At 67.1% G+C, this 22,682-nt stretch carries 25 protein-coding genes; 14 read left to right on the forward strand and 11 right to left on the reverse strand.

Features of this window, described 5'->3' with window-relative positions; genetic code table 11:
- Positions 1 to 83: 83 nt before the first annotated feature.
- Positions 84 to 530 carry an Lrp/AsnC family transcriptional regulator gene (locus Mam01_RS08945; protein WP_204284912.1) on the forward strand — a complete coding sequence of 149 codons (447 nt, stop codon included), beginning with the start codon at positions 84 to 86 and terminating at the stop codon, positions 528 to 530.
- A 120-nt stretch (positions 531 to 650) separates the two neighbouring features.
- Here Mam01_RS08945 and Mam01_RS08950 read toward each other — a convergent pair whose 3' ends face one another.
- A complete protein-coding gene (locus tag Mam01_RS08950) occupies positions 651 to 1,199 on the reverse strand; it encodes a dihydrofolate reductase family protein (RefSeq protein ID WP_204284913.1) in 549 nt (182 codons plus the stop codon).
- A 90-nt stretch (positions 1,200 to 1,289) separates the two neighbouring features.
- Complete coding sequence (locus Mam01_RS08955) at positions 1,290 to 1,991, reverse strand: helix-turn-helix domain-containing protein (protein WP_204284914.1); 702 nt, start codon at positions 1,989 to 1,991, stop codon at positions 1,290 to 1,292.
- Positions 1,992 to 2,326: 335 nt separating this feature from the next.
- Between Mam01_RS08955 and Mam01_RS08960 the strand changes: the two genes are divergently transcribed.
- Together Mam01_RS08960 and Mam01_RS37265 are read left to right on the forward strand one after the other, a co-directional pair.
- Entirely contained in the window at positions 2,327 to 4,111 is a 1,785-nt protein-coding gene (locus tag Mam01_RS08960) for a glycoside hydrolase family 27 protein (RefSeq protein WP_204284915.1), read from the forward strand.
- Between the two features lie 304 nt (positions 4,112 to 4,415).
- Positions 4,416 to 4,541, forward strand: a complete 126-nt coding sequence (locus tag Mam01_RS37265) for a hypothetical protein (RefSeq protein WP_275408928.1) — start codon at positions 4,416 to 4,418, stop codon at positions 4,539 to 4,541.
- Between the two features lie 21 nt (positions 4,542 to 4,562).
- Here the strand turns inward: Mam01_RS37265 and Mam01_RS08965 are convergent, their stop codons facing one another.
- Complete coding sequence (locus tag Mam01_RS08965; RefSeq protein ID WP_204284916.1) at positions 4,563 to 5,792, reverse strand: cytochrome P450 family protein; 1,230 nt, start codon at positions 5,790 to 5,792, stop codon at positions 4,563 to 4,565.
- 174 nt (positions 5,793 to 5,966) lie between these two features.
- On the opposite strand from Mam01_RS08965, the gene Mam01_RS08970 reads away from it, so the two are divergent.
- The 3 genes from Mam01_RS08970 to Mam01_RS08980 all read left to right on the forward strand — a co-directional run bounded on the left by Mam01_RS08970 (position 5,967) and on the right by Mam01_RS08980 (position 8,493).
- Entirely contained in the window at positions 5,967 to 6,806 is an 840-nt protein-coding gene (locus Mam01_RS08970) for an SMP-30/gluconolactonase/LRE family protein (RefSeq protein ID WP_204284917.1), read from the forward strand.
- A 138-nt stretch (positions 6,807 to 6,944) separates the two neighbouring features.
- On the forward strand, positions 6,945 to 7,856 hold the full coding sequence (locus Mam01_RS08975; protein ID WP_204284918.1) for a helix-turn-helix domain-containing protein: 912 nt from the start codon (positions 6,945 to 6,947) through the stop codon (positions 7,854 to 7,856).
- Positions 7,857 to 7,962: 106 nt separating this feature from the next.
- Positions 7,963 to 8,493: a ricin-type beta-trefoil lectin domain protein gene (locus tag Mam01_RS08980; protein ID WP_204284919.1), complete on the forward strand. Its 531-nt coding sequence runs from the start codon at positions 7,963 to 7,965 to the stop codon at positions 8,491 to 8,493.
- A 152-nt stretch (positions 8,494 to 8,645) separates the two neighbouring features.
- Here Mam01_RS08980 and Mam01_RS08985 read toward each other — a convergent pair whose 3' ends face one another.
- Positions 8,646 to 9,473, reverse strand: a complete 828-nt coding sequence (locus Mam01_RS08985) for a helix-turn-helix domain-containing protein (protein ID WP_204284920.1) — start codon at positions 9,471 to 9,473, stop codon at positions 8,646 to 8,648.
- Here Mam01_RS08985 and Mam01_RS08990 point away from each other — a divergent pair.
- The gene (locus tag Mam01_RS08990) at positions 9,472 to 10,014 is read left to right on the forward strand and encodes a TIGR03086 family metal-binding protein (RefSeq protein ID WP_204284921.1); all 543 of its coding nucleotides are present in this window, start codon (positions 9,472 to 9,474) and stop codon (positions 10,012 to 10,014) included. The two genes, Mam01_RS08985 and Mam01_RS08990, sit on opposite strands and share 2 nt — an antisense overlap.
- A gap of 30 nt (positions 10,015 to 10,044) precedes the next feature.
- Here Mam01_RS08990 and Mam01_RS08995 read toward each other — a convergent pair whose 3' ends face one another.
- The 3 genes from Mam01_RS08995 to Mam01_RS09005 form a co-directional block, all read right to left on the reverse strand.
- A complete protein-coding gene (locus tag Mam01_RS08995; RefSeq protein ID WP_239101156.1) occupies positions 10,045 to 10,887 on the reverse strand; it encodes a carbohydrate ABC transporter permease in 843 nt (280 codons plus the stop codon).
- Positions 10,888 to 10,897: 10 nt separating this feature from the next.
- A complete protein-coding gene (locus Mam01_RS09000) occupies positions 10,898 to 11,854 on the reverse strand; it encodes a carbohydrate ABC transporter permease (protein WP_204284922.1) in 957 nt (318 codons plus the stop codon).
- Positions 11,855 to 11,927: 73 nt separating this feature from the next.
- Positions 11,928 to 13,205, reverse strand: coding sequence for an ABC transporter substrate-binding protein (locus Mam01_RS09005; RefSeq protein ID WP_204284923.1), 1,278 nt, complete (start codon positions 13,203 to 13,205; stop codon positions 11,928 to 11,930).
- Positions 13,206 to 14,007: 802 nt separating this feature from the next.
- Between Mam01_RS09005 and Mam01_RS09010 the strand changes: the two genes are divergently transcribed.
- Positions 14,008 to 14,421 carry a hypothetical protein gene (locus Mam01_RS09010; RefSeq protein WP_204284924.1) on the forward strand — a complete coding sequence of 138 codons (414 nt, stop codon included), beginning with the start codon at positions 14,008 to 14,010 and terminating at the stop codon, positions 14,419 to 14,421.
- A 213-nt stretch (positions 14,422 to 14,634) separates the two neighbouring features.
- Here the strand turns inward: Mam01_RS09010 and Mam01_RS09015 are convergent, their stop codons facing one another.
- Entirely contained in the window at positions 14,635 to 14,940 is a 306-nt protein-coding gene (locus tag Mam01_RS09015; RefSeq protein WP_204284925.1) for a hypothetical protein, read from the reverse strand.
- A 428-nt stretch (positions 14,941 to 15,368) separates the two neighbouring features.
- On the opposite strand from Mam01_RS09015, the gene Mam01_RS09020 reads away from it, so the two are divergent.
- Complete coding sequence (locus tag Mam01_RS09020; protein WP_204284926.1) at positions 15,369 to 15,797, forward strand: hypothetical protein; 429 nt, start codon at positions 15,369 to 15,371, stop codon at positions 15,795 to 15,797.
- 111 nt (positions 15,798 to 15,908) lie between these two features.
- Here Mam01_RS09020 and Mam01_RS09025 read toward each other — a convergent pair whose 3' ends face one another.
- Together Mam01_RS09025 and Mam01_RS09030 are read right to left on the reverse strand one after the other, a co-directional pair.
- Positions 15,909 to 16,403: a hypothetical protein gene (locus Mam01_RS09025; RefSeq protein WP_204284927.1), complete on the reverse strand. Its 495-nt coding sequence runs from the start codon at positions 16,401 to 16,403 to the stop codon at positions 15,909 to 15,911.
- Between the two features lie 95 nt (positions 16,404 to 16,498).
- On the reverse strand, positions 16,499 to 17,755 hold the full coding sequence (locus tag Mam01_RS09030) for an MFS transporter (protein ID WP_204284928.1): 1,257 nt from the start codon (positions 17,753 to 17,755) through the stop codon (positions 16,499 to 16,501).
- Positions 17,756 to 17,839: 84 nt separating this feature from the next.
- On the opposite strand from Mam01_RS09030, the gene Mam01_RS09035 reads away from it, so the two are divergent.
- Complete coding sequence (locus Mam01_RS09035; RefSeq protein WP_275408930.1) at positions 17,840 to 18,478, forward strand: FadR/GntR family transcriptional regulator; 639 nt, start codon at positions 17,840 to 17,842, stop codon at positions 18,476 to 18,478.
- Positions 18,479 to 19,115: 637 nt separating this feature from the next.
- Positions 19,116 to 19,475: an Arc family DNA-binding protein gene (locus Mam01_RS09040; protein ID WP_204284930.1), complete on the forward strand. Its 360-nt coding sequence runs from the start codon at positions 19,116 to 19,118 to the stop codon at positions 19,473 to 19,475.
- Between the two features lie 646 nt (positions 19,476 to 20,121).
- On the opposite strand, the gene Mam01_RS09045 is transcribed toward Mam01_RS09040, so the two are convergent.
- Positions 20,122 to 20,880 carry a hypothetical protein gene (locus Mam01_RS09045; protein WP_204284931.1) on the reverse strand — a complete coding sequence of 253 codons (759 nt, stop codon included), beginning with the start codon at positions 20,878 to 20,880 and terminating at the stop codon, positions 20,122 to 20,124.
- A gap of 395 nt (positions 20,881 to 21,275) precedes the next feature.
- On the opposite strand from Mam01_RS09045, the gene Mam01_RS09050 reads away from it, so the two are divergent.
- From Mam01_RS09050 to Mam01_RS09060, 3 genes are all read left to right on the forward strand, one after another.
- A complete protein-coding gene (locus Mam01_RS09050; protein WP_204284932.1) occupies positions 21,276 to 21,512 on the forward strand; it encodes a hypothetical protein in 237 nt (78 codons plus the stop codon).
- Positions 21,509 to 21,931: a type II toxin-antitoxin system VapC family toxin gene (locus tag Mam01_RS09055; RefSeq protein ID WP_204284933.1), complete on the forward strand. Its 423-nt coding sequence runs from the start codon at positions 21,509 to 21,511 to the stop codon at positions 21,929 to 21,931. Before Mam01_RS09050 ends, Mam01_RS09055 begins: the two co-directional genes overlap by 4 nt.
- A 123-nt stretch (positions 21,932 to 22,054) precedes the next feature.
- Complete coding sequence (locus Mam01_RS09060) at positions 22,055 to 22,579, forward strand: hypothetical protein (protein ID WP_204284934.1); 525 nt, start codon at positions 22,055 to 22,057, stop codon at positions 22,577 to 22,579.
- Positions 22,580 to 22,682: the final 103 nt, after the last annotated feature.

The following is a 22,682-nucleotide window of genomic DNA, read 5'->3' on the forward strand; positions in this document are numbered from 1 at the left end:
CTATTGTGCGGCCACGCCATCGGGAAGGAAGAATTCCCTGCTTGACGGTGGTTCCGCCGTGGATTCCCCGGTAGATTCGGCGAATGGCCGAGAGTCTTGACTCGACGGACTGGTCCATCCTCGCCGAGCTGCAACGCGACGGCCGCGTACCGCTCACCGAGCTGGCCCGGCGGGTGAGCCTGAGCGCCTCCGCGACGACCGAGCGTGTGCGCCGGCTGGAGGCGGTCGGCGTCATCAGGGGTTACCGTGCCGTCGTCGATCTGGGAAAGGCCGGATACGCCGTGCTCGCCGTGGTGCGGCTCAAGTATCCGGGCAGCAGGCACGAGCCGCTGCACCGGCTGCTGGGCGAGCGCATGGAGATCCTGGAGTGCCTGCGCACCACCGGCGATGACTGCTACACGCTCAAGGTCGCGGCCACCTCCATGGCCCACCTGGAGAAGGTCGTGGACGAGCTGGCGCGGTTCGGCAGCACCACCACCAACATCGTCTACAGCGAGACGCTCCAGTACCGCGGCCCGCACGCCACCTGAAAACGGCACAGCGGCGGGCGAGTCCGGCGCGACGGACACCCCGGGCCGTCTGCGGCGCGCCGCCCTGATCAAAAGATCCGCTCCACGGCGGCGCGTGCGGCGGGCACCGGTGGGCGCCGGTCAGCCGGCGTCGGGGACGAAGGACAGGTGCAGCACCCCGGTCTTGAACGTCTCGGACCTGACCAGCTTCAGCTTGTGCGTCGGGCTGTCCTCGAACAGCCGCCGGCCGCGGCCGACGACGATCGGGTGGACGAGCAGGTTCAACTCGTCGAGCAGCCCCTCGGCCAGCAGCCATCGCACGGTCGTCGCGCTGCCGGACATCTGGATGTCGCCTTCGGTGATCTGTTCCTTGAGTTCGCGCAGCCTGCCCGCGACGTCACCGGAGACGAGGGTGGTGTTGGACCAGTCGGCCCTCTCCAGAGTGTTCGACACGACCCACTTGCGGGCGTTGTTGAAAGCCGCCGCCACCTCGGGGTCCTGGTCGGTCGTCGTCCAGTAGGCGGACCACTCGTCGTACAGCGTGCGGCCCATCAGGAAGCCCGCGGCGTTCTGCATGCCCGCCTGGACGACGGCGCCCATCTCGTCGCTCCAGTACGGGAAGTGCCACTGGTCCGGCGACTCGACCACGCCGTCCAGCGAGATGAAGAAACTCGAAACGATCTTCGCCATTGCTCCGTTCCCCTTTTACTCGGCGGCACCCGGTTCGTGCCGCTCGCCGTATCGACGGCGGCGAAGGGAAGACTAGGAGGACGGCGGCGCTCAGGTCTTGTACAGAAGCGACACCGGATCCGCCGGATCCCGCTCGCTCAACCGCGTGGCGGTCTGCCCGACGTAACGGGCCAGCGACCTCGCCAGATGCGGCTGGTCGAAGTAACCGAGCCGGTGGACCACCTCGACGGCGGACACGCCGTCCCGGATCAGCACGGCCGCCCGCCGGGCACGGTCGATCTGCCGGACGGCGCCGCGGGTGAGGCCGGTCGCCGCGAGGAAGCGCCGCTGGAGGGTGCGCTCCGACAGGTCCGGGGACGCGCCGTCGAGCACCGCGGCGACGACCGGGTCACGGACCAGGACGTCCTCGCGCACCATGCGGCGGACGAACATCTCGGCGTTGTCGTAGCTCGGAAGACACCAGGCGGACCCCTTGAGGTGGAACGTCCTGCGAGTCGCGTCGGGTATCTCCGCCATGGCGTCGACGAGGCGGTTCGCCGGAAGATGCGGCATCGAGGTGCCGAGCGCGAAGACGATCCCGAAGAACGTCGCGTCCTCGGGCACGGAGGCCTGTGCCGCCCTCGTCTCCGGGCCCTGGACGGACACGCTGACCTGCCCGCGGTGTTCCCAGAAGACCAGATCCCAGTTCGCCGTCGCCACGGACGTCATCCGGCTGACGTCCTGGCTGGTGCTCCGCCACACCCGCTCGATGTACGGCGAGTCGGACGGCCGGCTCTCGATCTCCAGAGCCATCCTGCCTGACCCCCTTGTCCTGTCGGTGGCCGTGCCCGGGAGCGTACCGCAGATGAACGTTTCACCCCCGGCGGGACGGCGGGGACGCCGCAGCAGGGAGCCGGGCGGGGCGGGTGGCCGGAGACTTGACGGTGCCCGAGATGTTGTATTCGCTCCCCTTCGGCGCCACCACCACCTGCCTCTCCACGGGGAGGGTGCCGACACTGCGGGAATGTTAACGCTAACAGCAGGCCGTGCTCCAGCTCGGCCGGTCACCCGCGCAGTGCGTGGAACGCCGCGCTTTCTCCACTCGGTGAACCCCACCGACACGAGCACCTCAGAGACGAGGAGGCACGATGCGACTACGCGGACCCGTACGGCGACGCCGTTCCGACGACGCCGGGAGTGGCCATCCGGCCCCGGCGCCATCTCTCACCCGGCCCCTGTCGCGACTGTTCGTCGCCGTACAGGTCGTGGTCCTCGCCCTGGCGTCGGTGGCGTGGGCCGTCCCGGCCGGCGCGGCGCGAACGGTCGCCATGCCGGCCGCGGCCGTCGCGGCCGTGGCGACGCCTCCCATGGGCTGGGCCTCCTGGAACACCTTCGCCGCCCAGATCAACTACAACGTGATCAAGAACCAGGTGGACGCGATCGTGTCCTCGGGGATGAAGGACGCCGGCTACGAATACGTCAACATCGACGAGGGCTGGTGGCAGGGCACGCGGGACTCCTCCGGCAACATCACGGTCGACACCGCCGAATGGCCCGGCGGGATGAAGGCCATCGCCGACTACATCCACAGCAAGGGCCTCAAGGCGGGCATCTACACCGACGCCGGACGCAACGGCTGCGGCTACTACTACCCGACCGGCCGGCCGGCCGCCCCGAACAGCGGCAGCGAGGGCCACTACGACCAGGACTTCCTGCAGTTCTCCCGCTGGGGCTTCGACTTCGTGAAGGTCGACTGGTGCGGCGGCCAGGCCGAGGGGCTCAACGCCCGCACCGCCTACCAGGCGATCAGCGCCGCGATCGACCGCGCCACCGCGCAGACCGGACGGCCGATGGTGCTGTCGGTCTGCAACTGGGGCGCCCAGAGCCCGTGGGACTGGGCGCCGGCCATCTCCACCATGTGGCGCACCAGCGGGGACATCATCTACTGGGGCGAGAACGCCTCGATGGACCGGGTGCTGGCCAACTTCGACTCCGCCCAGCACCCGAACGCGCAGACCCCCGGCCACTACAACGACCCCGACATGCTCGTCGTCGGCATGAACGGCTTCTCCGCCGCGCAGAACCGTACGCACATGGGCCTGTGGGCGATCTCCGGGGCGCCGTTGCTGGCCGGGAACAACATCGCCACGATGAGCGCGGAGACCCGGGCGATCCTGACCAACCGGGAGGTGCTGGCGGTCGACCAGGACCCGCTCGGACGGCAGGGCGTGAAGGTCGCCGAGGACCAGACCGGACGCCAGGTCTACAGCAAGGTGCTCTCCGGCACCGGCCGCCGGGCCGTGCTCCTGCTCAACCGGACCACCTCGTCCGCGTCGATGACCGTCCGCTGGTCGGACCTCGGCCTGAGCGGGGCGGCCACCGTACGGAACCTGTGGACGGGGACCGACGCCGGGACCTTCACCAACAGCTACGCCACCACCGTGCCGGCCCGCGAGGCGGTCCTGCTCACCGTCACCGGGACCACCGCCTCACCCACGGCGACGCCCACGACCACCCCCACATCCACTCCCACTGCCACTCCTCCGGCCACGGGCTCGATCAGAGGGGTCGCCTCGGGCCGGTGCCTCGACGTCAACGGCGCCTCCCAGTCCAACGGCGCGACGGTGCTGATCTGGGACTGCAACGGCCAGAACAACCAGAAGTGGGCCACGACCAGCGCCGGTGAGCTGCGCGTCTACGGCAACAAGTGCCTGGACGTCAACAACGCCGGCACCGCCGACGGCACCTCGGTGATCATCTGGGACTGCAACGGGCAGAACAACCAGAAGTGGCGCTTCAACTCCGACGGCACGATCACGGCGGTCGGCGCGAACAAGTGCCTGGACGTGTCCGGTAGCGGCACCGCCAACGGCACGAAGGTGCAGATCTGGTCGTGCAACGGCCAGAACAACCAGAAGTGGACCCGCGTCTGAGCGACGCAGCCGACGCGCCCGTACGCCTTCGCCGGAGACGACCACGTCCCGGTGAGGGCGTACGGGGGCCCGCGGCCCGCTCCGTGAGAGCGGCGCGGGTCATCGCCGTCGACCTTCCCGGCATCGGCGGGTCCACCGGAGCCGTCCCCGGCGGCTCCAAGCGCCTGATCGCGGCGGCCGTCCACGATCTGGTCGGGGCGCTCGGGCTCACCGGCCTCACGCTGGTGCGGGGCCCGTCGACACGCCCCTGCTCTACGTACGCGGCGACGGCGAGGGCGGCGACATCACCGCGTACGCGGCGGGGTTGCGGGAGGCCGGCGTCCGGAATCTCACGACCGCCCTGATCCCCGGCGCCGGCCATTTCGCACAGGAGGAGGCGCCCGGCGACGTGTGGGACCTCATCCACTCCTTCGCCGCCGCCACGACGTGACCGCACGTCTCCTCCGCCGTGCTACCCGGCGGCGCTCAGCCGTACGGGGAGCTCCTTGTGCCCGTTGCTGATGAGGGTGGGCAGCGGCCGCAACTCGGCGGCGGGCACCGCGAGTGACATCTCGGGGAAACGCTCGAAGAGCTGCCGCAGGGCTTCCGCGACCTCGAGGCGGGCCAGGGGAGCGCCCAGGCAGAAGTGCACGCCGTAGCCGAAGGCCAGGTGGTCCTTGACCCGGCGGGTGACGTCGAAGGCGTCCGCGTCCGGCCCGTGCCACTCCGGGTGCCGGTTGGCGGCCCCGTACGCCGCGAGGATCGGCTCTCCCGCGGAGATGACCTGGCCGTCCGGCAGCGGGAGGTCGGTGACGGCGAAGCGCATCGGGAGGTACTTGACGGCGGGCTCGTGGCGAAGGGTCTCCTCCACCACGTCCTCCCAGGAGGCCTCGCCGGTCCGGACGAGACGAAGCTGGTCAGGTGACGTCAGCATCGCGAAGACGGCCTGGTCGATGACGTTGACGGTCGTCTCGTACCCCGCGTTGATCATCAGGCCCAGCGTGTCGCGCAACTCCTGGCCGGTGAAGCCGGCGCCGCCCGACTCCTCGTCACGTGCGGCGATGAGGAAGGAGGTCAGGTCGTCGCCGGGGTCGGCGCGCCTGGTCGCGATCAACTGGTCGATGTGCTCGTAGAGACGCACGACGTTGGCCTGGGCCTGCTCGGGGGTGAGCGTGCTGTCGAAGACACCGTCGACGATCTGCCGGAACCCGTCGCGCTGGTCTTCCGGCACGCCCATCAGGTGGCCGATCACCGCGATGGGCAGCGGGAGGGCCAGCCGCTCCCGCAGGTCCACCACCTGCCCGGCGGGCAGCGCGGCGAGGTCGTCGACCAGCCCGGTGACGATGGACCGGACGATCGGGCTCAGCTCGGCGATGCGGCGTGCGCTGAACGCGGGCGAGATCATCCTGCGTAACCTGCGGTGATCCGCGCCGTACGCGGTGAACATGTTCTCCACCAGGATCCACAGGGCGAGCGGCCATGTGCCGGCCGTCTCCTGGAAGGCCGGGTAGTGCGCGCGGCCGTCCTTGGAGACATCGGGGCTGGTGAGAAGAGTCCGGAGAACGGTGGGGTCGGTGACCGCCCAGGCGCGCAGGCCGAGGATGTCCACCGGAGTGGCCGGGCCGCGAGCCCGCAGGGCCCGGTATTCGGCGTGCCGGTCGGCGCCGGCGGGATCGATGACGAACGGGAGGAGCTCGGGCATGTGACTTCTCCTTGTCGCTCTGTGGATACATCTTCGACCGAGCATCCCGGCGATGTGTGACATCCGCGGGTAGCGGTCGCTCCCTACTCGGAGCCGGCGTGTCCGGAAACTGTCGTAGGGGTTGCGTACTGTCGTCTCCCAGTGGCGGAGTGGCCGTCGCGGAGGGAGGCGTCGATGCCGGAACTGCGTACGTGGCTGACGGGTCTCGGGCTGGTCGAGTCGCCCCGTTGGCACGACGGCCGCCTCTACTTCTCCGACTGGACCGCCGGTGAGGTGATCGCGCTCGACCTGGACGGCACGCACGAAGTGGTGGCCCGGGTGCACTCGCTCCCGCTCTGCACGGACTGGCGCGCGGGCGGACGGATGGTGATCCTCGACTCCGCGCGGGGGCTGCTGCTGCGACGGGAACCCGACGGCTCCCTGGTGACCGAGACGGACCTCACCGGTCTCGGCCGCGGCTGGAACGAGATCGTCGTCGACGGCCGCGGCAACACCTATGTCAACCGGATCGGCTTCGACATGGCCGGCGGCGGGGAGTTCGCCCCGGGATCCGTCGTACACGTCGGCCCGGACGGCTCGGCCCGCCAGGTGGCCGGCGACATCGCCTTCCCCAACGGCATGGCCGTGACGCGGGACGACTCGACGCTGATCGTCGCCGACTCGTACGGCAACCGGCTCACCGCCTTCGACATCGAGCCCGACGGCGGCCTGGCGGGCCGCCGGGTCTGGGCCGACACCGGCGAGGACCACCCCGACGGCATCTGCGTCGACGCCGAGGGCGCCGTCTGGTACGCCGACGTCGGCAACAGGCGCTGCGTCCGGATCCGGGAGGGCGGAGAGGTCCTGCAGGCCGTCGACGTCGACCGGGGATGCTTCGCCTGCACACTCGGCGGCGCCGACGGAAGGACCCTGTTCATCCTGGCGGCCGAATGGCGCATGCCGGAGATGGTGCCACCCGGAACCGGCCAGGTGCTCTCAACCCAGGTCGAAGTCCCCGGCGCAGCCTGGCGATGAACACCCTCGGCAGCGCATGGTGCTCCCTTGAGGAAAGAGGCCATGCGACTCGCCGCGGTAGAGCGCAGATCACTTGGGCGCGGCGAAGACGACCTTCAGCTTGAGTCTCGAGTGGCTCGAAGGTGCAGGCTCGTCCTTGTGAGTGACGGAACGGAGCTGTACACGGTAGGCCAAATCGCTCGGCGTACCGGTCTATCGGTGCACACCATCCGATTCTGGTCCGACTGCGGCCTGATAGCGCCCACCGATCGCTCCGCCGGCGGGTACCGCCTCTACTCCGCCACCGCCATGGGGCTATTCGACCTGGTCCGCACCCTTCGCGAACTCGGTATCGGGCTGGAGGACGTCCGGAAGATCCTCGCGCAACAGGCCACGGTGGCCGAGGTGGCCGAGGTGCACGCCCGAGCGCTGGACGCGGAGATCAGGGCCCTGAAGCTTCGCCGCGCCGTACTCCGCACGATCGCCGTGCGTGGCGGCACGACCGAGGAGACGATGATGACGCACAAACTCGCCCAGCTGTCCGCCGCGCAACGGCGGCAGGTCATCGACGAGTTCATCGAGAACACGTTCTCGGGGATCACGCTCGACGACGACGCCAAGGTGGTCGCGGACTGGATGCGGGAGCTGCCCGACGAGCTGCCGGACGATCCGACGCCAGGTCAGGTCGACGCCTGGATCGAGCTGGCCGACCTGGTCGCCGGCGAGGACTTCCGGCAGCGGCTCCGGCGGATCGCACTGACCGATGCCTCACCGGTGGTATCGCGTTACAGCCACGAGCTCCGGTCGCCGGCCCTTGAACACGCCGGCCTGGCGGTAGCCGAATCGATCGCGCCGGATTCGGCCGAAGGCCGGTCGGTTCTCCATCGCATCGTCGAACCCGACATGCCGGCCGGTGAACGCGGCGAACTGGTTCGGTGGCTGGAGACCGTCGCCGACGCCCAGGTCGAGCGCTATTGGCAGCTATTAGCCGTACTCAACGGCCATGAGCCCTCTCCGTCGGCCATGCCTGCTTTCACCTGGCTGATCTCCGCTCTGCGCGCTCACGGCTGAGCCGCCCGCCCACGCCGCGGAAGACACGCGCGCTATGTAATTGATCAATTACGGTGAGTAGTGGGATGGTGCTTGCGACCCGATCAACCCTCTCAGGGAGACACCCATGCTCGCTCGCCGTCTGCTGGCCGTCGCCGTCATCTCCACCGCGGTGGGCGCGGTCACCACCCTGCCCGCCATGGCCTCTGACCATCCGCACGACGGCCGCACGGCCCGGGTCGGCACCCCGGCGTGCGTCGACGTCAGCAACAACCGTGGCAACGGTACGCAGATGTACCTCTGGCAGTGTCAGGACAACAACTCCAACCAGAAGTTCGTCTTCCAGGACGGCCTCATCAAGGTGGAGGACACCATCGGCACGGGGCGGGAGATGTGCCTCGACGCCTCCAACAACCGCGCCAACGGAACCCGGGTGTACCAGTGGCAGTGCCTGGGGAACGCCAACCAGCTCTGGGTCGTCCAGAAGGGCCTGATCATCCTCAAGTCCACCCTCAACTCGGGCAACCGCATCTGCCTGGACGTCACCAACGGCCGCGCCAACGGCGCGCCGGTCTACCTGTGGCAGTGCGTGCCCAACGCCAACCAGACGTTCGTGATCGACAACGGCCAGATCGCGGTCAAGGACACCCTCCTCTGAGCGCGAAGTCCCGGACCGCCGATTGTGACGATCCCGGGTGCCCTCCTGCCCACAGCAGGGCCTGAGCAGCGTGGCAGCAGTGTGGCGGCGCGCGGCGCCGCCACACTGTCCGCTCCCGCGCGAATCGGAGCGCCCCGCCGGGACCGCAGGGATCAGGCCTGGCTTCTGAGCCGGGCGTAGGCCGCGGGAGGCATGCCGACAGCGGCGGTGAAGTCCCGGGTCAGGTGAGCCTGATCGGTGTAGCCGAGCTCGGCGGCCAGCGTGGCGAGGTCGAGGCCCTCGTAGACACGCTCCGCGGCCTCGTGGAGCCGGAATCGGCGGATCACCCACTTGGGGCCGATGCCGACATAGTCCCGGAACAGCCTCTGCAGCGAGCGCACCGATCGCCCCGATCTGGCGGCCAACTCGTCGACCCTGGTCACGGACACGTCGTTCTCCACCATCGCCACCAGTGCCGCCGCCTCCTCCGACAGCGGATCCCTGTTCGGTCCCAGACTCAGGAGAAACGCCTCGGCGAGCGCGATGGCGGCCTGGGCGTCAGGCTCGGCCAGGACCTGCTCGACCAGAGTCGCGCCGGCCGCGCCGTACATCTCGCCGATCTCCACGAACCGGCCGGTCAGCTGGGACACCGAACCACCGAGGAACGGCCGGAAGCCACCCGGGCGGAAGCGCGTGCCGAGCACACGGCCGCTGCCCCGCATCGTGTAGGAGAACCCGCCTCTGATCACTCCCGCGACCCGGCGGAAGTTCTGGGCGATCGTCATGTTCACCGTGGGGTGCGAGACGATGCGCTGCTCGTACGGCTCGGCGAGGTCGGTCCACGTCACGACCCAGAAGTGGTCCACATACGGCGCGATCCCGGGCGATGGCGACTGCCGGACGAAGTCGAAGGCGTCGAGCCCCGCGTACGGGTCGACCCAGCCGCGCTGTCGCGTTTCTACAAGCCGCCCTGCGGGCAGGCGGGGCAGGGTGGTCGCCATGGAAGACATGATGCCGCTGATGGCGCGGGCCACCGAACGGACCGCGGAGCTGGTGCGCGCGGTGCGGCAGGACCAGCTCGGGTTGCCCACGCCCTGCGCGGAGTTCGACGTCAAGGGCCTGATCACGCACCTCGAGTGGGTGGCCGCGTTGTTCGAGTCGCTAGGTCATAGCGGGCCGAGAGTGGAGCAGGGGCCCTACGCGGGCGACTTCCCCGAGAGGGCGAAGGCCACGCTGGCCGCCTGGTCGCGGCCCGAAGCGTGGGAGGGAACCAGCCCCGCCATGGGCCTGCCGATGACCACCCTGGGCCACATGTACCTCGTCGACATGGTCGTGCACGGCTGGGACCTGGCCAGAGCGATCGACCGGGAGTACGAGCCGGACCCCGAAGCCGTATCGCGGGCGCTGCACTTCACTGACCGGATGGCGGAGATGGGCAGGCAACGCGGTGCCTTCGGGCCGCCGGTGCCCGTGCCGGACGACGCCCCGCCGTTCGACCGCCTGCTCGGAGTCATCGGCCGGGATCCGGCCTGGACTGCGTGAGCCGCCGGAGCCCGGTGAGCGGCGGCGTCCTCAGCCCTTGAAGGCGCCGTCCATGATCCCGGCCACCATGCGCCGCCCGACGAAGACGAACAGGACGAGCAGCGGGAGGGTGACGAGGAAGGAGCCGGACATGGCGAGCCCGAGGTCGATGTTGAAGCTGTTCTGCAGCGCCTTGATCGCGATCTGAACGGTGTACATCTCCGGCGACTTCAGCACCACGAACGGCCACAGGAAGTCGTTCCACGCGGTGACGAAGCCCAGCAGGCCGAGCACGAAGGCGGCGGGACGTACTAGCGGGAACGCGACGCGCCAGAAGATCTGCCAGGTCGACGCCCCGTCGATCCGAGCCGCCTGGAGGATCTCGTCGCTGATGGCGGACGATATGTGCTGGCGCATCCAGAAGATGCCGAAGGCGTTGGCCAGACCGGGGACGATCAGCGCCTGGAGCGTGTCCACCCAGCCCAGCAACGATGTGATCATGTACTGGGGGACGATGGCGAGTTGGGTCGGCACGGTCATCGTCAGGACGACGAGCAGGAACAACGCGTCGCGGCCACGGAAACGCAGTTTGGCGAACGCGAAGCCCGCCAGCGCGCACAGCACCGCCTGGCCCACGCCGATCGTCCCGGCCACGACCAGGCTGTTGACGATCGACCGGACGAACGGCACGGTCGAGAACACCAGACCGGCGAGATGGAAGAAGTTGCCGCCCGGCACGATCTCGGGCGGCAGCGTCGTCGCCGTCGCCGTGTCGGTGGTGGCGACGATGAACATCCAGTACAGAGGGAACAGGCAGGCGAAGGCGGCGAGCGCGAGCAGCGCGTAGGTCCACCATCGGACCCGATCGCCGGAGCGTGGTCTCGTCATGCTCATGATCGCCCCCTCAGCCCTTGACCGGGCGGATCCGGGTGGACAGGAAGTAGTTGAGGCCGGCGAGCCCGACGACCATCACGAAGAGCGCTACGCCGATCGCCGCGGCGTAACCGAACTTGAACTGGATGAACCCCTGCTCGAACAGGAAGAGGGTGAGCGTCTGGCACTGACGGATCGGCCCGCAGGTGTTGGCCGCGCCGCGGTTCACGAGCAGGGCCTCGGTGAAGATCTGCAACCCGCCGATCGTCGAGGTCACGATCGTGAACACGATGACCGGCCGCAACGCGGGGAGGGAGATGTGCAGGAACTGCCGCACATCTCCGGCCCCGTCGACGGCGGCCGCCTCGTAGATCGCCCGGGGAACGGCCTGCAGGGAAGCCAGGTAGAGGAGCGTCGTGTAGCCGAACCACCGCCAGGTCACCATGACCGCGATCAGCACATGGCTGCCCGCCACCGACTGGGTGAAGTCGATGTGCTCGACGCCCACCAGGCCGAGCAACCAGTTCAGCAGCCCGTAGTCGCGGTCGAACATCTGGACGAACACGATGGCCGTGGCGGCCACCGAGGTGATGTACGGCACGAGCATCGTCATGCGGAAGAACACCGCGAGGCGCAACCGCGCGTGGTTGAGCAGGTGCGCGAGCAGCAGCGCGACCAGCAACTGCGGCACGGTGGACAGCAGCCAGATGCTCACGGTGTTGCGGGCCGCGTTCCAGAACCGCACGTCCCCGAGCAGCCGGTCGAAGTTGTCCAGGCCGACGAACACGTGCTCGCCGATCGGGTTCCAGTCGAACAACGCCACGTAGAAGGTGAACAGCAGCGGGATGAGGCCGAACACCGCGAAGAGCAGGAAGAACGGGGCGATGTAGGCGTAGGGGGCGATGATCTCGGTGAAACCGCGCCGCGCCGCCTCCACCGGCGGGGCGGGGGGCAGGCCCGCCTTGGTGGGGGTGATGCTCGTCGTCACGGTCTGCTCGCTTCCCCGCCGCCGGCGCCGTACCGTGAGGACGGCCCGCGCCGGCGGCGCTCGTGAAGGGTCCCTAGCCGCCGATCGCGTTCTTGATGTTGGTCACCGCCGCGTCCCACGCCTTCGCGGGATCACCCTTGCCCTGCTCGACGTTGGTGATGGCGTTCGTGAACTCCACACCGATCGTGGTGCTGTCCGGCCCGATGAGGAACGGCTTCAGGCCGAGCAGAGAGTCGGTGTAGATCGTGCCGATCGGCGCGCCGGAGAAGAACTCGTCCTTGGCGGAGGTGAGCTTCGGGTCCTTGTAGACCGACGGGGTCGCGGGCAGCGACCTGGCCTTCGAGAAGTGGTCGAGCTGGCCCTGCGGCGACTGTGTGGCGGCGATGTAGTCCCAGGCGGCCTTCGGGTTCTTGGCGCCCTTGGGGATGGCGAGGAAGCTGCCGCCCCAGTTGCCCGAGCCGCCGGGGATGGTGGCGATGTCCCACTCGCCCTTGGTGTCGGGGGCGTTGTCGCGAATGGAGCCGAGCATCCAGACCGGTGCGGCGATGACGGCGAAGTCCCCCTTCTTCATCGCGGCGCTCCAGCCCTCGGTGAAGGTGCTCTGCTTGGCGGTGATCCCGGCGGCCACGGCCTTGAGTGCCAGGTCGAAGGCGGACTTGACCTGAGGGCTCCGTTCGTACACCAGATTGCCTGCGGGGTCGTAGTACTTCTCCTGCCCCTGGTTGACCACCTGCGAGTAGACGCTCCCGCCGGCGTTGTCGACGAACGCCTTGCCGGTCGCCGCCGTGTATTTCTTGCCGGTCTCGATGAAGGCGTCCCAGGTGGGCCAGAGCTTGCTGACCTCCTCGCGGTCCGTCGGCAGCCCGGCCTTCTTGAACAGGTCGGCGCGGTAGGCGATGGCCATGCCGCCGACGTCGGTCGGGATGCCGATGATCGAACCGTCCTTGGCCGTGGGCTGGCTGATCACCCAGTCGAGGTAGTCACCCTTGATCTTGTCGGCGCCCATCGTGCGCAGGTCGACGAAGTTCTGCGGCTGCTGGACGAACTTGGGCAGGTCGTCGCCCTGGATCAGCACCAGGTCGGGCACCTTGCCGCCGGCCAGCGCCGTCGTGAGCGCCTGCGCCGTCTCCTGCGCGTTCCCCACCTCGGTCAGCTTGATCTGGATGTCCGGCCTCTTCGCCTTGTACTCGGCGGCGGACCCCTTCGCGTCGATCCCGGTGAACGACCAGAACTCGAACGACGATCCGTCCGAACCGCCGGAGGAAGTCCCGGGCGACGAGCTTGAGCACGCTGCCATGCTGAGGGCCGCGGTGGCGGCGAACACGACCGCTGAGACCTTGCGGAACTTCACGGCGACCTCTTTTCGCTTGCTGTGGTCAGGGATGTGATGTGCGGCCCGGCACGAGGGGATGAACCGCCTCGCCGGGCACCCCTCACGTTTCGGTCCCGGTGCTTTCCCGAAACACAGGACGGCGACGGTGCCGTGCTGCTCCAGCTCCGGACCGCGAGCGCCGGACAGGTTCGGCACCGTCATGCCGACCTGGTGTTTCCTCTGCAGAGCCTTCTGACCTCACTCGTTGGCGGCCTGAAACTTTCGGCGACGCTACGTCGATCGTTTCTCCGGGACAGTAGGCCCCTGCCAACCTGACCGTCAATATTCTGACGGTCAGATGTCTGAAAGTATCGGCCTGTCTGTTTTATGTTTCGGTGACGCATCCCAGCGAGGTGCCGCCGCCGCTGTACGCGCATGGTCCGCCCTCGGGGGAGTCACGGCGGCGCTGGGCCGGTCCATCGGTTCGCCGGCGGACCCGTCGCCCACTGTGATCATCAGCCGTCTCCGGCGCCGGAGTCGACCATGCCTGGGTGGAATGAAACTCTCACCCGCCACACCGGTATTACGGCTCTACAGGACTGATCGCCGACCTGGTGGCATGCCCGGCCCACCCTCACGAGAGCCGCAATGGCAACAGGTTAACGCCGGGCCGAATCAGTGGCTCTCAATCGTCTGTCTGGACGCCTGGAGGCCCCGACAATAACGTCCAGTGTGCTCCGCCGACATCATGAAGAGGGTGAAGTTGGAAGTGACACGTTCCAAAGCACGTAATGCGGTCAGCTCTTTCGCCGTCGTCATCGCAACGCTCATGGCGATCCTGATGCCAGTCACTCCCGCGCACGCCACCTACGGCCCAGACCAGACCGTATACCTCGCGGTGACCTCAAATGCCGGCCCCTCGATCATGCTCGCCCAGGTGACCGGCACGCTGGCCTTCGACAGCGGAAACACGAAGTTCAAGTACTCCCTCCGGCTGTGCTGGGGAAGCGGGTCCTACCCCCAGCCGAACTTCTACATCGCCGTCAACGGCAGTACCTACCTCTATCCGTCCCAGACAGGCACGGCGACCGCTCCCTCCGGCTGCCAGCTGTACCTGTTCCTCTACGACGGTGAATACACCCACTCCACCACCCTCGCGAACGTCACCTTGTACGTGACGGGCGGCTGGTTCTATCCCGGCAACACCTACAACAGCCGCACCAAGTCAGTGACCTACGACAACCCCTACAACTGAGCCGTCCGGAAAGCCGCGGGCACACCGCCACTCCGCGTACGCGACTGGGACACAACCCCGTCCGCGCACACGGTCCTGCACCCTGATGGCTTGCCGGACCTGTTTCGCGTAGATGCCGTGGCCGTCCTCCCTACCGCGGAACGGCCTCCGCCGCGGGCAGCCGGGCTATCCTGCCCCGGCGGCCCCGGCGGAGGCCGATCTGCTGAAACTTGATCAGTCGACGCACATCGCCTCGTGGGTGGACCGGTAGGCCCACGTGCCGCCACCCGGGGAGATATAGATCGAATACGTGTGATACCTCCCAGCGTCGCAGTCGTGGCCGACCGCGAGGACGGCCTGCCGGGCCCGCTGTTCGGCGGATGCGATCCCGGCTGCTTGGGTGTTGCCTGCTCCGTCGGCGGTGGCGCTGCGGGGAGTGTCATAGCCGTCGGCGTGCGCGGCCACGGACGTGGTTGCCAGGCCGACCGCCACCACCGCTGAGACGAGGCCGAACCGGCGGAGCCGAGTTGCTTTTCGCATGCTTCTCCTTACGAGGGACGGGCATTTGCTCGATCGACATACATTTATCGCAGATTGATATAGCGGCGATATTGACCTCATGGTCACAAAAATCTGGCGGTCGTTGTCCTTGGTGGAGCATATGGTCAAGGACATTCCGGGAATCGAAGAACAGCTTCGGACCCGTACACGGCCCATGACAGTACAAGCCTTTTCCAAATTGAAATTTCAGTACGGCGATTGGCCACGATGAGGCGATCGTGAGGGCGGCTGGGGTGCAGCACGCGCCGTGCCGCCTTCGCCCCGAGGCCCGGAGACACCGCCGAGCACTCCTTGACTTGGACATGCGTAGGGGTTTGCCCGGGCTTGTCGAAGCATCGCAACCGAGTCAGAATCAGTTCAGCCTTCAACTACTTGGTCGAAGGGTCACTGCACGGATGAGGAGAGGCATGAAACGCACGATCTCCGCTCTCGCCGTCACCACCGCCGTCCTCGACGCCACGCTCACCGGCATCAGCCCCGCGTCCGCCTCCGCAATCGACTGCTCCACAGGCGGCTACACCTGGGTCCGGAACAGCTACGTCCCCACCAACGACCAGCGGCTTGGGGTGGATGGTCGTAGCTACAATCTCTCCGGTTCGACGGCATACACGTACGAGGTCTGCCTCGACATCCCGGACACTGAGACGTTCACGATCGAGGTGCGGGTCTATCACCCCGGCGGGCCCACGGACGTGTTCGTGGACGACCGGCCCGGGGACAAGATCTTCCGCTACTCGCCCGGCGCCAACGTTTTCTGGCAGGTCTACGGCACCATGACCGGACCCGGCAGCACCTACCTTTACTACACCTGGTACGAGAAGCAGATCCCGGCCTGACGTGAAACGGGCCGGCCGCCTCGCCCGGCGAAGCGGCCGGCCCCACCCGCTCAAGCGCCCCACGATGACATGCCTCGGTTCCGTGGAGCCGGCCTGGTCGGGCCGTCATGCTCAGCGATGCCCGCCGTACAAGGAGACTCGTTCATCCTTTTCGTAAGCGATCTCTTCTCTCAAGAACAACTCGCGGTGCCACGGCCCGTGGGCGATGTTGACGGTCCATTGCTCGTAGTACCACTCGGTGCTGTAGCCGCTGAAACGGAAGTTGGCCCGGTAACGGGCATTCTCTCCGAATTGAAGAAGGAACACCTGGCCGGGGAAGCGGTTGGTCGGGTATGCGGCGAGCGTTGGAGTTCGCACCACTTCAACCGCTGCCCCGGACAACCTGAACCGCAGTCCACTGAGCTGCGCTGGAAGGGTGTGGCTGCTGACGGCACTGCTCGGCGCGTATCCGGTCTGTTCCTCGGCAAGGACATCGTGGATGACGAGCGGCGCGTCGGGGATTGGCGGCAACTCGAACGCCGCGGGAATCTCGCGCCGACGCGTAGCCTCCGCGGCGCCGCGCGCCTGCTTGGCCCACCGGATCACGACCCGCTGCACGATCACCATGCCGTCCTCCTCCCGCTGATGGCCCGACGGTCAGCCCGCCGCCTGAGTGGCGTGTGGTGGCTGACACGAGTTCGGCTCTGTTCGACACATGACTCTTATCGTCGCGACTGCTGGTCAGCGTCGCGCTTCACCGGCTGCGGCGCAGAGTCCTCCACGAAGCGAGGACGGCAGGCGAACCAGCCGGCGATCACCCCTGGGATGGCGGTGGCAGCGAGCACCAGGAGCGAGATCGACCATGATCCGGTCGCCTCGCGCAGAAGGCCCAAACCGATCGGGCCGAAGCACGCCAGCCCGTAGCCGATGCCTTGCACGAAGCCCGACACGGCAGAGGCTGTCTGCGGGCTCCTGGTTCGACGGTTGATGAGTGTCATGCAGAGCGGGAAGGTGCTCACCCCGATGCCCAGCGCGCACATCCAGATCAGCGTGCCGTCGAGCGGGGACAGGAGCAGGCCCAGGTATCCCGCTACCAGGGAGATCGCGCACCCGACGACCACGACGAACGGGTTCGTCATGCGCGTGGCCAGGTGGGGAACCACCAAGGCCGCGAGCATGCCCCATGCCGAGTAGAGCGCGACCATGGAGCCGCCCAGGGCCGCGCTGCCTCCTGCGTCGGTGAGCACTGCCGGGACCCAGGTGATGATCCCGTAGTTGGACAGCGAGATCATCGCGAAGAGGATCACCAGGCCCCAGACGGTTGACGACCGGCTGATCCTCGGTCTCGCCTCGGTCGCCGTCACGGCCGCGGGCGCGTGGTGATCGGCAGGCAGCCTGACCGCCAGCACGAGCCAGACCACAGCAGCCACGGCAGCCGGTCCCGCCCAGATACCCACCGAGAACCGCCACGTCGCCGCTTCTGCTACCGGGACCGCGAGGAGCGGTGCGATGAACTGGCCCGCCTGCATGAGGATCAGGTAAAGCGAGGTCCCCAGGGCCAGCCGATCGGCGAACCAGGCCTTCACCAACGGAACGATCACGACGTTCGCGGCGCCGATTCCGGCCAGGGCCAGCACGGTCGAAAGCACCAGCAACGAGGGCGCTGGGGAGAAGGCGCGCATCAGGAGCGACAGAGCCGTCAGACCCAGCGCCACAGTGGCCGTGCGCTCAAGTCCGAACTTCCTCGTCACCGCTGGGGCCAGAAACCCGAAGATGCCGAAGGACACCGCCGGCACAGTGCCGAGCAGGCCGGACAGCGTCACCCCGAAGCCGAGATCGGATCCGATGATCTCCAGGAGAGGAGTGAACCCCGTCACGGCCGTTCGCAGGTTGACCGCTGTCAGGGCGATGGCGATCCAGGCCCACAAGGTCAGGCGCCCACGGTTCAACGGAACACCCGATGAGGAGAGCGATGCCACGTTATACTCCATTGTAATGTTAACAGATGATGGGATTATGGGATGAGTTCCAAAGAGTCTGGCATGCGACAGCCCATGCGTCGAGTGGGACTCATCGACCAGGCCGCCGAGCGCTTCCGCGAGGAGGTGGTCTCTGGACGCTGGCCGGTCGGTGAGCAGATACCGACCGAGGCCGCACTGGTGTCGGAGTTCGGGATCGGTCGGAACACGGTGCGCGAGGCGCTGCAGTCGCTGGTGCACGCAGGTCTGCTGCGCCGTGAGCAGGGCCGCGGCACCTTCGTCATCTCCAGCTCCGAGCTGACCGGCACTCTTGAACGTCAGCTCGCCGGTGGCACTCGTCGCCACTACCTGGAATTACGCCGCGCCCTTGACAGCGCTGCAGCGTCACTGGCCGCATTGAACCGCTCAGATGCCGACGTCGAGCTGCTGCGCGAGCTGCGCGACCGTCGAGAAGCGAGCTGGTCGACCGATGATCTCGACCTACGAGCGAGCGCGGACCTCGCCCTGCACCGCGCGATCGTGGCAGCGACGCACAACCCTCTCTACGTCAAGCTCTACTCCAGCATGCTCGACATCTTCGCTGCCCACATGCGCGACGAGAAGAGCGAGGACGAGGACGCGGCACACCGCCACCACCACGAGCTGGTCGAGGCGATCGCGGACGGGGACGCCGACCGTGCTGCCACGAAGGTGGCTTCCATCTTCGAACCCTTCATGCACTGAACCACGCAATCGCCTCCCCGCTCGGGCGAGGCGTCTCTGCCGATGCCCCGCAACGCGAAGCGCTGCCGGTCGATGATCGTGCCCGCGTAGCCGAGGTGGTCGGGCTTGTGCGCCGTGCCCTTGCACCGCCCAGGGGCTATCCCCGGCTTGACGCCCTTGGGCTGCACGCCGTACCGCAGCCAGTTCGGGCAGGTCGGCGAGCGCGGCTCGAACCGCAGCGCCTCCAGCAGTCGGCGCTGCCGACGATCACGCCCGCACCTGCCCCCGAACCTATGCCGGCCCGGCCCGTCTCCTGGTCCGCCCCCGTCCTCCTCGTAGCGCCGAGACCCAGGACGCAACCCGCTCCAACGGTCGGCTCGCTGTAGACCGGAACCCCCTACAGAGGTTGTGTCCGACATAATATGGGCATGAAAAAGTTGCGCTTCTACCGGTCGGCGCGAAAGCACCGCATCGGACGGCGCATGCCTTGTATGTCGTCCGATCTGGGCCACCAGCAATCGTGCCGGCCACCGACAGATCGATGGGTCTGGGTCGGGCCTGATGATCGGGGCGTTGAGCTGGAGGTGATCGGCATCCTCACCGACAAAGCTCTCGTGATCACCCACGTGATGCCGACCGCGCTACGGAGAAGGACGCCATGACTGAGCACCAGGCAGCCTGGCCACCCGAAGACATCGAACTGGCCCTGGACCACGACTCCGATATCGACAGCGACTCCGAAGAGATCCACGACGCCAAAGGCAACCTCATCACCGACGAGTACGTACGGGACGCGATCAGCGACGTTCATCGCGCGATCGACGAGGGCCGCGTATCCGTGCCTACCGGTCGCCCGGGGCGCCCATCGCTTACGGGCGAGAGCAAGCATTCCCCGAGGGTCTCCTTCAGAGTCCCTGAGGAGTTGCGTGAACGCGCGAAGGCCCGCGCCGAGCAAGAAGGGAAGAGTGTGTCAGCGCTGGCGCGGGAAGCCTTTGAGCAATTCCTTAGGGCGGGGTGAGCACCCGCGACGAGCGACGGCACCAGGTTGCCAAGCAGCTCGACAGCCTCGCGAGAGGACAACTCGGGAGTGGTCAGGCAGGCAGGAGCGCGAAGGCCGATCAGCGATCAAAGCCCAGGTGGGGAAAAGGATTCCTGACCTGGGCTTCTGATTGGGTGGAGCCTAGGGGATTCGAACCCCTGACTTCCTGCTTGCAAATCGGCCTGATCACCAGGGACAACGGCCCCGACCTGGGCGAGGAGCCGCCCCCTGGTGACCGCCCTTGATGGCCCGCTAATGGCCCGGCGATCACATTATCCACCTGCCCAGACAGGGGCCGGCGCGGCCCGGCCTCCTGGTCTGCCCCGTCCTCCTCGTAGCTGCCGACCTCCAGGACGTGACCGCCGTGTCAAGGGTCAGCGAAGCTGATCGCGAAGCGACGCCGCAGGCGCCCTTGACTCGGCGGTCACGCCGAGACACTCAGACAGCGAGGAGGACGAAGGGCCATCGGATTAGAAGTGGATCGCCCTTTCGTGGACCAAGGACGCGCTGACCTGCGTATGATCGCTCGGTCCCTCTCAGCCGCGGCAAGGCCATTCCGCGCATTTTCCGGATCTTGTTCTGCATGACGACCAGGATGGGTGACCGATTTGTGGTGGGCGTTGACTTAGTAGCGGTGGCCAGGCCAGTGGGGGTCCTCCCAGCGGGCGGGGCCGGCAAGGCTGAGCAGTCGTATCCGGTGGAGCAGCTCTACGGGAGCGTTCCCGGCGTGGAGCCGGGCGGGGGCGTGACGAATCAGCCAGGCCGTCAGCTCGGTACGGATCTCTTCCTCGTTGTCCCAGCTTCTCCAGGGGAGCTGGTCTCCCAGCAAGTCGTATTCCCAGTGCACGACCGCTTCGGTCAGGTGCTGGTCGGCCACGCCGCACGTCTGTGCCTCCCAGACGTGCAGCCATGGGCTGAGCGTCGCGGAGGCTTCGGCACACAGAGCGAGGACTTCGTGCGCGGGCACAGCAGGATCCGCGTCGATGAGGGTGGAGGCCCACCAGCCGTTCAGGAATTCCCGTACCGCTGCGGCCTGCTCGGCAGGCCACTGCTGCCACTGGCCGAGAGCGAATGCACGTCCGACCTCCTCCATGCCGAAGAGAGGTTCGACGAGGCCGCTGACCAGGGCCCTCGACAACTGGGGCAGAATGCGGCGCAACACCGATGCATGGTCATTCCAGTCGGTAGCCTGCCACGTGCGGCGCAGCAGATCGAGGTCCAGCTCCGCGTCTGGCAGCTTCAACTGCGCGAGCTCTTCTGCGCTGCCCCAGTGGCACTCACAGTTGTGCTCGTCAGGATGGGCGGTCATGCCCTGGAAGGTGACGGCCATGCGGTTCAACGCGGCGTCGAGACGGAACAGTGCAGCCGTCTGGTTGAGGTTCATCGGGGGGCGTTCACCTTCGAGGACTCCGGAAGGTTGTGCCATCCGAAGGTTGCCACCTTAGCGAAATCCGTCTCCCCTGGTCGGGTGACGGAGATGGAAGCTTGGGAATTGCATGGATCACGGCCGTTAGGGGCGCTGACCTGCGAGTGGTGCCGGTCATGAGTGACCGTGATTGTCCCCTCATTACCCTGCCTAATGGCCCGCTAATGGCACGACGATCACGCTCGCGGGCTGCCGACGTAGTGACCTGCGCCGACCCGGCCCGTCCAAAATGTAAGCGGGTCGCCGACAAGCTGTGGCGCAGCCGTACCGTGGGTGGCTGAGCCGGCGAAGATCGCTGCGGACATGGCTGCACGGTGCGGAAACGATCAAATTCGACACGTACACTCGGAGACATGACGGCCCCACTGGAAGAGTACGAAGATCTTCACCGGCTGATCGACCAGCTCCGGCCGGATCAGGTGCGTGAGGAGCGTGCGCGACTCCTTCAACTGGTTCACTCACGTGCGGAAGAGCCGGAACTCGGCCCTGATGGTCTACCCACGCTCTTCGGAGCCTTCCGCGCCGGCAGGGGCGACGCATCCGAGCAGGTGGAAGAGATCCTCGCCGACAGCTACGGGCGCGAGGCGTGATCGTCGTCGACACCGGGCCGATCGTGGCCGCTACTTTCCAGGACGACAAGAACCACGAACGCTGCATACAGGAGTTCATCCGGATCCGGAACGCCAACCGGCCACTGCTCGTCTCCAGCTTCGTCGCCGGTGAGAGCTGCTACATGCTCGGCAAGCTCGGGGGTGCCAAGGCAGAGGCCGCCTTCCTCCGGCTACTTGAGTCCGGCTGGTTTCAACTCGTCGATCTGACCGAGTCCGACCTTTCAAGAATCGCAGTCCTCATCGAGCGCTACCACGATCTTCCGTTGGGTGCCGCCGACGCCTCAGTAGTTGCCGTGGCCGAGCGTATGCGGGTCACTGAAGTGATGACCGTGGACGTCCGCGACTTCTCCGTGGTCCGCCCCGTACACGTGCCCGCGTTCACCTTGCTTCCCAGGTAGGACCAACTCGGAACATCTATCGCGAGATAGGCCACACCGCGATCAGGAAGACGGTCATTGAAATGAGTGGAGCCTAAAGGATTCGAACCCCTGACTTCCTGCTTGCAAAGACGGATACCGATCTTGCTCGACCTGCTCGGAATTCCGGGCTACCGGCCAGTGTGGCTGAGCAGACGCAAAGAGATCATGACCGCTCACGGGCTGAAACTGGCCCACCTTGCCAGCCGGCGGCTGACCCGCGCGCTGGTCGTATGGGATCTTGACGAGGACAAGTGGTTCGCCGACTGCCCGGTCCTCCTGGACTTCGAGGGCGAACAAATCGAGATCACCCATTGGAAGTTCGACGAGGTCTCCATCACCTGGAACACCATCGATCCGGCACGCGCGCTGGACTGGCCGGACTTCCGCCTGGCATGGCGAGATGACATACCGGATGAACTCACTGCACTGATCGGGCAGCCATGTTCGGCAGTGGAACTGCTGATGTGGAGAGACAGGGATCTCGTGGAGGGGACGATCGTGTCTCTGGGGTTCGGCTTCTCGAACGGCCAGGTGACGATCTACAACGCGCTTGATGAGAACGGCATGGAGTTCGCCCCGCCTGGCGACCGTCACACGCGATACAGGCTCGAAACATCTAATCCGTAGGCTCCAAACGATCTTCGTGGACGTTCGCAGGCGTTCGCCACCTCGACCATCGGTATCCTTCCCGTTCATCTCCGTTCGCCACAGTCCAAGATCGTCCGTCCGG

The organism is Microbispora amethystogenes (assembly GCF_016863015.1).
GTDB classification, from domain to species: Bacteria; Actinomycetota; Actinomycetes; order Streptosporangiales; family Streptosporangiaceae; genus Microbispora; species Microbispora amethystogenes.